Genomic DNA, 8,319 nt, shown 5'->3' on the forward strand with positions numbered 1-8,319 from the left:
ATCGCATTTGATTCACACGGCGGATCTCCGAATAGCCTCGAGCAACTTCAACATCCGCAACTTCGCTGAGAGGTCGTTCAATCCCATCTCCGTTGCGAATGCGGATCCCATTAAAACTGACCAATGTATTGCGGTCTTCGCGTGGATAGCGAACACGCAGCGGCACTTCATGGCGTCCCCGTTGCAGCCGCATCACCTCTTCGCCGTAATACGATGCACGCACCGTCCCCGCAACGTCCGCTAACGAGATCCCCATCGCCTTGGCATCGTCTCGGACCTTCATGCGGTATTCCCATTTGCCTTGCCGCGTATCCGTGGCGATGTCCGATACATAGGGATACTCGGCAAGCTTTGCTTTACAACGAGCAATCGCGGCATCCATTTGCTCCATGTTCTCGGCGGTGGCCATCAATCGCATTTCGATGGGCAGCGACGCAGGACCACGCGGGGTGGCACCATAAGCAACCGCCTCGGCTCCTGGAAAACGCCCCGACTCTTCACGCCACATACGAACAATGTCGACACTCGACACCGTCCGCTCGCCGATGTCATTCAGTTGCACAAAGATGCCTCCGACGTGGCTCGCCGGAGCCGCCCCCACCTCGTCGCCCGATGATCCGACGGTTCGCTGCACCGCTTGCACAAAACCGTTAGGATCGGTCGTTAAGCCTTCGTCGATCGAACGTTGGTTGATTCGCCAAATGGCCTGCTCTAAGCGTTTGGTCGCTGCATCGGTGACGGCAACCGGAGTACCATCCGGATAGGTGATCTGAACGGTGATGAACCCAAAGTCGATCTTCGGCAACAGCAGAAAGGGAACCACCCCCGATCGAACCACGCCCAACGACAGAATCAACAATCCCGCCGCGGCGGACATCACCACCGCTGGATTTCGCAGCGATCGATTCAACAGCGGCGTGTAAACTCGCGCGATAAACCAGTTTAGAAAACGCGTTAGCCCTTGATTGCTGCGATGCAACAACCAAGCGATCGGCCGAATCGGAAACAGGATCCAAGTCAACACATCAAGAAAACGACTGCGTCGATGCGCCAAGTGCGCCGGCAGGATCGTCAAGCTCTCGACCATCGAGATGAACAGCATTGCTCCGACGCACAGCGGCAAGACGACCGTTAACCGCTTGATATTGCCTTCGAGGTACATGATCGGAACAAACGCAATCACAGTGGTCAAGATCGCGGTGATCACCGACGGCATCACCTCGGCGGCTCCATCAATCGCAGCATCGCGATAACTTTTGCCTTGTTCACGATGCGCGTAAATATTCTCGCCCACCACGATCGCGTCATCGACCACAATCCCCAACGCGATCAAAAACGCAAACATCGATGTCATGTTTAGCGTTTGACCACTTTGCAACATGTAAATACATGCGCCCAACAGAGAGACAGGAATCCCCAGCGCGACCCACCACGCTAATCGCATTTCCAGAAACAGTGCCAACACCAAGAACACCAACAACAGTCCCATCCAACCGTTGGACGCCAACAAATTCAAGCGATTCTTGACGCTGGTGCTGCGATCACGCATGTGCAGCATGCTGTATCCGTCTGGCAATCTCGCTTTTTCATGATCGACATACTCACGCACTTCGTCCGAAACCGCAATCAAATCATCGGCGCTGGTGGATTCGACCGACACCACTACCGCCGGCCGCCCGTTGACCTCGTTGATCGTCGCATCCACTGCAAATTCGTCACGCACGATTCCCAAATCGCCAACCGTCAACACCACCCCACTGTTTTGGCTGACCAACGGAATCGACGCGATCTTCTCACCAATCTCACTCTTGTCACTACCGCGAAGCAAGATCTCCTGAGATCGTCCCTTCAGCGTTCCGCCTGGCAATTCGACGTTATTCGCTCGCACAATGCCCGCGACTTCACTAAGTGACAAATTGTATTCGCGAAGCGTATGCTCAGGAATCTCGATGTCGATTTGATAATCGGGTGCTCCCACGAGATCGGCGACCGAGACATTCGGCAGCGCCAATAAATCGTTGCGAACACGTTCAGCCACGCGTCGCAATTCCAAGGCGGCTTCGGCAACGGCTTCGTCGTTGTTGCCATTGCCCGCCCCCGAATTTTTGGGCCCCAGCACTGCTACTCGAATCGCCGTGGTGAAGTTGGTATTCAAACGCACGTCCGGCTTCTCCGCTAGCTCAGGAAAGCTAGGGATTTGATCGATCAAGGTGGTGACCTCGGTCAACACTCGCTGCGCATCGGCCTGCTTCGTCTCGCTGTCCAATTCCAACGTGACGCTACCGATACCCTCGCGAGCCGACGAGGTCATTTCGTCAATGCCGTCGACGGTGCGAATCGCCTCTTCGATCTTTTCCAAAATGCCCTGCTCGATTTCATCCGGGCTGGCACCGGGATAAACAACCGAAACATTGACGATGTAAAGTTCAAAGTCGGGCCAAAATTCACGCCGCAACTGTGTCAAACTCCACGCACCCAATAACAGGGTGCCGAGCATAATGACATTCATGGCCTGCCAATTTTTGACCGACCAAGCAATAATCGATTTCATCCCGCCGCCTTTGCTGAATCGAGCCCCGAAACATCATCGGCAATTCGCGTTGGCGTGCTTCCTGGCTGTTGTGCCGTCGTTCCCGATGTCATCACCGGCATCCCATCTTTTGGATCGCTGACCGGCGATACAATCACCGCGACATGATCCGCTTTCATGCTCTTCGTTGGCAGCGCCGAATCGATATCGGCATCGACAATCACTCCATCACCCATCCGGCTCACCACTTCGACAGGCACCACACGAAGCTTGCCGTCCACGTCTAACCAAATGCGATTTCCAGGACGGATCGCGATCTCGTTGACGCGATATAGCGTTCGCGTCGGATGGACGTTCAACGTGACTGAGACAAACATGCCCCGCATCAAACGTCTCGGACCGTCCGCCACGACAGCGGGGGAAGGCGGCGGAGTGTCCATGCGTTTCTGGCTTGCATCCGCGTCGACAGCGACCACATCGGCGGGCGAATCAACACGCAACAAACAGGGATAGGTGCGAGTATCCAAGTCGATGCCCGCACCATCGATTCGCGTCAACACCGCCTGCCACTGGTAGACTCGTTTTCCTAAGCGGTACTGGATCGTCGCACTGACCGGAGGAACGCGGTCTCCATGATCCCCCGATTCGAATTGGTTCGCCATCGCAGCCGAATTCCAAACCCAATACATCTGGTCCACCGTTAAATTCGATCGGACTTCGATTGCGGTCGTATCTTCGATGGTGACAAAGGAGGTTCCTGCGGCAATAAAGGATTGCTCCTCGACCCCGCTTTGCACCACCCGGCCACGGATAGGCGAACGGACCGTGGTGCGAGACAGGTCTAACTTGGCACGCTCCGCCGCGACCTCGGTCAACGCTTGTTTTCTCAAGATCAAAGTGCGTTGGGCGATCAGCTCGCGCTCGCGATTTTGCAGCTCGACAAGAGCCGATTTCGCGGTCAATTCGGCGCGTTTGGCGACTTCCACTTCGGAAACCGATGCGGCTTGGCGAGCGACCAATGCATCGGTTCGCTCCCGTTCGCCGCTAGCGAGTCGCACTTGCTCTTCGGCCAAGGTTAAAAGATGGGCGGTGTTCTCGATGTTGACATCGGCGGCGGCCAATTCTGCATCCTCTTGCGTTTTCTGAGCCGCCAACCGACGAACTTCCAATTCGTATTCGGTGGGGTCCAATTGGATCAGCGTTTCACCTTCGGAAACCTCGCGACCAGGACGCAGATTCTCGGATTGCTCTATCACGCGGCCCGCCACTTCGGTGGCGAGGCGAATTTCCCGCAAGGGCACCACGACACCATTAGAGCTGATCGAAAGCGGGCCTTGGTGCCGCTGAAGCGCCTCGGTTGTCACCGCTGTCGCCGCCGGTTTGTTCGGTTTGGATCGCGCCGGGCGTTTACGTTCCCCGAGCAAGGTGTAGCCAAACAAACAGCCAGCTAAAATCGCGATTGAAACCACAATGTTCAAAACGAGGTGCTTGAGGGACCGCGGAGGGCCGGATGAGGGGGTGTTCATGAGGCGAGTCAAAAAGCGAGTCGGATGCGTGGTGCCGCTATGTTATTTTGCTTCGAAAAATACGGATCCGCAGCAATCAGTTGGAAACAAGACCGAGTTAACCCCTAGGGTCGCCACAAGTTCCGGCAAAAGCTTGTACCGCCAGACACGTTTCCCGCCTGTCATCATCCAAGTAGCACAGGCTGCAATGAACGCACCTCCAAACCCTTTCACCCTTCCGAATACCCCGCGGAGCATCGCTTTCTCTCATATAGTGCGAAATCGCTCATCTCGGAGTGCCAAACTTTTTGTCGTTCGCCCCCCGCGAAAGTCTATCGACTTTTAAAATTCCCGCGCGGCTACATCTCGAACACCCCAAGATCCGGCTCGGCCCGCCAAAGTCATCCTTGCTTAGTGACACGTCTATATCGAACGAATTGAACGCCACGTCGTGTGGTTTAAATTCTGCTGGTTGATCAAGCTACGACGGCGCACACTCAAGCTGTTACGCGGCAAATGACACTTCCTCTGGGTGGCACCTGTAGCGAAGCGGCACGGACCCAATGCCATCTACTTCGGCACTAAACGGGTGGCGTTTGCAGCGGTGCGGCGCGGGGCCCGCCCGGTCTAAACCGAACATTTTATCAACCCGCCACCGCATAGCTTGCGGCAGGCGTCCCCCCCCAAAGTACACAGCAACAGTCTTTCCGCACACGGCGAACACCATTCGCGACACCGCACGGATCCTTTGGATCCAGCACCATCGAGGGGATCATGATTTTAGGCAAAGTCGGATCTCAATTTTCCCGTTTGTCGATTATGGGCCAGAAATCAAACTCCGCTATCAAAAAGGGGGGGAAAAAATTGGCGTGAACATCTACAGCGGTGATGGCTCCCCGCGGCTTGGAAAACGGACAAATTTTCACGGCCACGACACGAACCCGATTCAGCTTTTCAGCGTCTTTTACGGGGTGATTGACGAATGGCAGCCCGCTGGAATCGCAGACGGCTGGCGAGGTTGGCCGTCAAAAAGTAAAGTTATTTTTGCGGGACGTTAAAGGTCCGGCACGGAAACACCGATAGGATGCGTATCACCGACTGCAACATCCCGATTGTTCCAGTCAGAGGATCTTGACTAACCCGCAAACATCTCCTAACTTTGCGGCAAATCAATCAAGGCGACGTGGCCAAGTGGCTAAGGCGAAGGATTGCAAATCCTTTATTCGTGGGTTCGAATCCCACCGTCGCCTCTTTTGCTGAAATGCAACTTTCTTTATAGCCGAAACACGCTTTTGCGTGACCTTCCGATTGCGGTTGTGCGGTGAAATCTCGTGAGCGTATTCGAGTCAATTGACTCGAATACGATGCACCTTAGGAGATCACCCTCTCATGCCGCGTCGTGACCAGTCTTTGCCGCCCTATCGGCACCACAAGGCCTCGGACCGTGCTTTGGTCTGCTTGAACGGCCAAATCATCTATCTCGGAAAATATAATTCGCCTGAGTCACGCGAGTTGTACGATCGCAAGATCGCGGAATGGTTGGCTGCGGGTCGGCGATTGGTTTCCGATGATCCGATCACTATCAATGAGCTGGCGGCCGAGTTCATCACCTACGCTGAATCGTATTACGTCAAAGATGGTGAGCAGACGACGGAAGTGAATTCGTTTCGCCAAGTGGTCCGGACGCTGTGCCGGCTGTACGGTGATGAATCGGTCAGCGAGTTTGGGCCGCTTGCGTTGAAGGCGTGCCGGCAACAATGGATCGACAACGGTTTGACTCGTCAGTCGATCAACAAGCAACAAGGGCGGCTGGTTCGCATCTTCAAATGGGGCGTCGCCGAAGAGTTGGTGCCCGAGTCGGTGTGGACCGCTTTGCGGGCGGTCGAAGGATTGCGGAAAGGCCGAACCAATGTCCCTGAAATGAAGGAGGTGCCCCCAGTCGATCTGAAAGACGTCCAAGCGGTGCTGCCCTTTCTGTCGCCCGTCGTCGCGGCGATGATTCGATTGCAATTGCTGACCGGGATGCGACCGGGAGAGGTGTGCAAGTTGCGGCCGTGCGACGTCGATCGATCGGGAAAGGTTTGGGAATACCGGATCGGTGGCCATAAGACCGAACACCACGGCCGCAAACGAGTCGCCTATATCGGTCCCGATGCCCAAGTGGTACTGACGCCATTTCTATTGCGGCCATCCGACGCCCCATGTTTCTCGGCCGCCGAGTCGCGTGAATGGCATAGAGAACAGGCCCACGCGGCTCGTACGACGCCCGAATCGTGCGGCAACCGCCGAGGCCGCAAGTACGGACGCGCGAAGCCAGCGAAGCAACGTCGGTTGCCGAGACCGTTTTTCACCAGCAGCAGTTACGGCAAAGCGATTGCTGACGCGTGCAAGAAAGCATGGCCCGTGCCTAAGGACATCTCGCACGACAGCGTCGCAGTCAAAGCATGGCACGATTCGCATCGATGGGCACCGAACCAGCTGCGTCACACCCGCGGCACCGAGATCCGATCCAAGTTTGGGCTCGAAGCCGCCCAAGTCATCCTGGGCCATGCGAAAGCCGACGTCACACAAATTTACGCTGAAGCAGACCGGCAAAAGGCGATCGACGTCACGTTCCAAATCGGTTAGCTCGATCATCCCAGTAATCGATTATCCCAATAACCGCATGTCATCGGCCATCACGCGGATTTTCTCGTACAAGTCCGGTTGTTCGCGCAGCCATTTTTGCATCATCCGGACCATCAACCGCCGGTCGAACACATTCGGTTCGTATTGCCGACCGATCAAACGCCGCGGCGGATCCGCGTTATGATCCTCGATCACGATACGCAAACAGCCCGGTGCACGGAATTGGGCCGTTGATCCAAGATAAAACTGGCGAAACTCATCGATCCGTTCATCCCAAGCCGTCATCAGCCAACGCGATCGAGCCACATAGGGACGGCGAAGAAACTCGGCGGGCGTCAACGGATCGGTGACCAAGTCACGCATCCGATGGACAACCAAATGCCGTCGTTTGTACTGAGAACGTTCGATCAAACGGACATGCGTGTGCGTGGGATATTCAAGCTCGATTCGTTGGGATGGTTCAAACACGGTGTCGCTCCGGTGGATAGGGGTGCGGAGCGGGTAGTGTTTGCTAGCAGCGTGACACGTCTGGTCACTCGTCGGCGAAAATTACGCTTCGAGACGTGATTTCCATTCGCGCATTAGCATTGTCAGTAGACTTCGCTTCGCCAGGAGCATCGATTTGGAACGTTTGCTGTTCGCCGGGGGCGAGCTGTGACAAAAGCAATGATTCCATCGCGACAATTTTCTCGCCGTCGAACCAGTTGAAGTAAAACGTGCCAAACAATATTGTCTTTCCTGCCTTATTGACAACCTTTCCAGCGATTTTTGGATAGCCTGTATCGGCATCGAGTTCTGTCATATTTTCGAACGCGATGTCTTTGACGGATTGATCTGCCAGCAAGTTGTTCTGACGATCGCTTCGTGGCGTCGACTTCTTTTCCTCTTTCGCTTCGAACCATTTATCCATTGCGACCCAGAGCAGGAATGTTTCTGAAACCTTATTTGACGCGGTTTCGTTAGGTTGGGCCAGCTCGTCCATCGCATTACGCGAGTGCACAACCAACGCGTTAAATCCCGACGCGGTTTTAGCGACCCCCTCGATTCGGTCCGAAAGATCATCAAGACGAGTCACGGCATAGACGTAACTACCGATCAAGTTTGTTTTGTCGCGAGTCGTCAGCGTTTTCCAAGTCGCGAGATCACAATCGCCCGACTCGGGAAGCGGCAGAAATTGGTCCTCTGCAATCGACGCCGCCGGTTCAACCGGCGCGTCCGCAGCCATTTCCGGCGCATCGGCTTTCGGCTTCGTTTCTAAGATCTCTGGCGAAGCAGGCGGCACCACCGACTTTTCAGACGCAGTGGCTACCGCGGCAGCCCTCGACGATTCCTCGCGATCCGCGATCGATCTCGCCAGTTCTTGTGAGTAATGATGCAGTGACGCGAGCGGGATCGCCCGTGGAATCAACACCGTAACCGTATTCTCATCCTCATCGATCCCCCCGAACGCCCCTTCGATTGCTCGACCGTCTTGTGATCGCCAAGTGTAGATCTTCGGTGATTCGGCATGAATCCGAGTTGCGACGACAGCGAACAGGACTAGCACGGCAACTCTCATCAAATTCACCCCGATTTCTTTCGTCGGGCTCCGGAAGTGGATTTCTTTTTGCTTGCTTGACGCGTTTTTTCCTGTTTCGAGACCCGCTCGATTTCCGC

At 55.3% G+C, this 8,319-nt stretch carries 5 protein-coding genes and 1 tRNA gene; 2 read left to right on the forward strand and 4 right to left on the reverse strand.

Annotation, left to right across the window (positions count from 1 at the left end):
• Both RMSM_RS04120 and RMSM_RS04125 read right to left on the reverse strand, forming a co-directional pair.
• The coding region (locus tag RMSM_RS04120; RefSeq protein WP_008691993.1) for an efflux RND transporter permease subunit at nucleotides 1-2,551 on the reverse strand (2,551 nt) is incomplete at its 3' end.
• Nucleotides 2,548-4,056 carry an efflux RND transporter periplasmic adaptor subunit gene (locus RMSM_RS04125; RefSeq protein WP_144057363.1) on the reverse strand — a complete coding sequence of 503 codons (1,509 nt, stop codon included), beginning with the start codon at nucleotides 4,054-4,056 and terminating at the stop codon, nucleotides 2,548-2,550. The genes RMSM_RS04125 and RMSM_RS04120, both read right to left, overlap by 4 nt.
• A gap of 1,156 nt (nucleotides 4,057-5,212) precedes the next feature.
• Here RMSM_RS04125 and RMSM_RS04135 point away from each other — a divergent pair.
• Both RMSM_RS04135 and RMSM_RS04140 read left to right on the forward strand, forming a co-directional pair.
• A tRNA-Cys gene (locus RMSM_RS04135) sits at nucleotides 5,213-5,285 on the forward strand.
• 139 nt (nucleotides 5,286-5,424) lie between these two features.
• Entirely contained in the window at nucleotides 5,425-6,663 is a 1,239-nt protein-coding gene (locus tag RMSM_RS04140; protein WP_040764036.1) for a tyrosine-type recombinase/integrase, read from the forward strand.
• A 21-nt stretch (nucleotides 6,664-6,684) separates the two neighbouring features.
• On the opposite strand, the gene RMSM_RS04145 is transcribed toward RMSM_RS04140, so the two are convergent.
• Both RMSM_RS04145 and RMSM_RS04150 read right to left on the reverse strand, forming a co-directional pair.
• On the reverse strand, nucleotides 6,685-7,131 hold the full coding sequence (locus RMSM_RS04145) for a hypothetical protein (RefSeq protein ID WP_008691997.1): 447 nt from the start codon (nucleotides 7,129-7,131) through the stop codon (nucleotides 6,685-6,687).
• Nucleotides 7,132-7,195: 64 nt separating this feature from the next.
• Nucleotides 7,196-8,319, reverse strand: a 1,124-nt coding sequence (locus tag RMSM_RS04150) for a hypothetical protein (RefSeq protein ID WP_040764037.1), incomplete at its 5' end; no start/stop codon positions are given.

It is taken from the genome of Rhodopirellula maiorica SM1 (assembly GCF_000346295.1).
Taxonomy (GTDB): Bacteria; Planctomycetota; Planctomycetia; order Pirellulales; family Pirellulaceae; genus Novipirellula; species Novipirellula maiorica.

Bases quoted from the DNA above. Each gene is read 5' to 3' on its own strand.
- RMSM_RS04140 (WP_040764036.1), top strand. From the start codon at position 5,425: ATGCCGCGTCGTGACCAGTCTTTGCCGCCCTATCGGCACCACAAGGCC.
- RMSM_RS04125 (WP_144057363.1), bottom strand. From the start codon at position 4,056: ATGAACACCCCCTCATCCGGCCCTCCGCGGTCCCTCAAGCACCTCGTT.